The sequence below is a fragment of the Anoxybacillus sp. TBDG-1 genome, from assembly GCF_054815885.1.
Window position 1 is genome coordinate 1 of the sequence record NZ_JBTZSY010000096.1, and the last position, 1,795, is coordinate 1,795.

1 protein-coding gene and 1 pseudogene are annotated in these 1,795 nt (G+C 35.2%); both read right to left on the bottom strand.

The genetic code is table 11. The features are described 5' to 3' along the window. Positions 1-337: 337 nt before the first annotated feature. Positions 338-598 (bottom strand): annotated as a pseudogene (locus tag ACYQY7_RS13910) (IS1380 family transposase); the annotation flags it as partial. Between the two features lie 122 nt (positions 599-720). Continuing rightward, positions 721-1,710: a JmjC domain-containing protein gene (locus ACYQY7_RS13915; protein WP_219986547.1), complete on the bottom strand. Its 990-nt coding sequence runs from the start codon at positions 1,708-1,710 to the stop codon at positions 721-723. Positions 1,711-1,795 lie beyond the last annotated feature (85 nt).

Sequence of the window (1,795 nt, forward strand, 5' to 3'; positions counted from 1 at the left end):
TTCCAAAGGCTAGGTGGGGGTTGTTTTTTGCCAAATTTTGTTTTCAGGATAGACAGGAAATACAAAAAATATTCAGCTCACTTTATGATGTGGCTGAATAGTTACTAAAGAAGAACTGGCATGTTTTGAACTCTCTATTTTCCCTATGCATACCTATCTTAAAATCTCAAGTACAACTTGTGGTGAAGAGCAAATATTATTGATAAAAATGCCAAACAACCCTCTTTGGGAGGGTTATTTGGCATGCCTAAAATGAGAAATATTCTTTTCTTCATCCGATGGGCACAAACACTGTGTATGGATAGAACGATTTTTAGCGCTAAACTTGACGGATATGATGATGAATCCCCATCGATGTCGAAAAGAGATCGTCCTGACGATCCGCTTCGATATGATCAAAACCCGTTTTTCCTGTGGTAAGCAAGAATGACGTCGCTATGTGGGAAATGTGCACGTCTCGACGAACGGTTCGAAGCCGAAGCGCGCTTAGTTGTTTATCCAGTTTCGTTTGGTGTAGTAAGTAGCCCACAAGAGCAAGCCCAGCACTTGGAGTAATCGCTTCATTTGTCAACACAAACCGAATCGGGAAATCTTTCATGACATTCACCTACTTGATGAAAAGTCGTTAACGTAGTTTTCCTTTATCGTACCAATGGTTTGTGATCATTGTAAAGATGTTTTGTCACGGATTCAGGATTTACAAACATTCACTTTTTATTTCTAATAACGAGTTAATAGTTGTCTAAATACTAGTTGGGTAGACTGGTATGGGTCAAAGTCTCCAGATTGATGTTTTAATAAGTCTCCAGGAGTAATCTTTTCTACTTCTTTTCTTAATAAAGAAAGCATATTGTCAATATCTTTGAATACTTTATTTTTCTCTTCATTATTTAGAGAATTATAATTTAGTGCAAGTTCTCTCCACTTATTATTACTTACAAGGCGGCTTCTCATTTCAGAAAGTAGTAGATCCAACCAAGTAGGTTGTCCAAAAGTTATATTAATTGCTAACGTTTCTTCATCTGACTTTGTAGAATGCCATACTCCCCTTGGAAGATATAACATTGATCCTGGTGTCAATTTTACTACATCTGCGTCTGGAAGATCCTCTGCTGGAGGCTCTCCTGTCCAATATTTCTTTAATTCTTCAGGATAATAAGGAGCCTCTGCTAAGTCATAATGTAAGGTAGGGTTTTCTACATTATGATTTTCATATAGTTTCCATATTTTTTCTCCTTTTATTTGGAAAATAAAATTTGTATAAGCATCGAAATGTGCCTTAAATCCCCCACCATTCTTGGCAGCATAAACAATTACTTTAGATAAAGTTCCTTCGGGTAATCGTAAATCACTTTTTAAACTTTCAATCCATCTTCTAGATCGGGGAATAAATAAATCAGTAAAATCAAATTCTAAAGCAGCCCCTTTTTCATACCACTGTAAAGCTTCATTAGATGGAACTAACAATCTATCCATTATACCCCCAGACTCTTCAATAACGGCGTTTCCTACAACCATTACTGGGTTATTATATATTTCCAGAATATCATTTAAATTTTTAATTTGGTCGAATCCTGGAATAACATCAAATCGATTTGGGTCTCCATTAGATACAAGGGGTTTTTTAGGCCAATATGATTTTAAAAAATCATCGATTGTTAATGGATTAATTATTTCATTTAGAACAGAGTCTTTTACTGAATTATACATTTTAATACATACCTCCCTCTTTTTAAAAATAAGGTTCATCACCAAATTTTGTGATTTAGTGACAAAAAAGAGAAAGCACTGACGA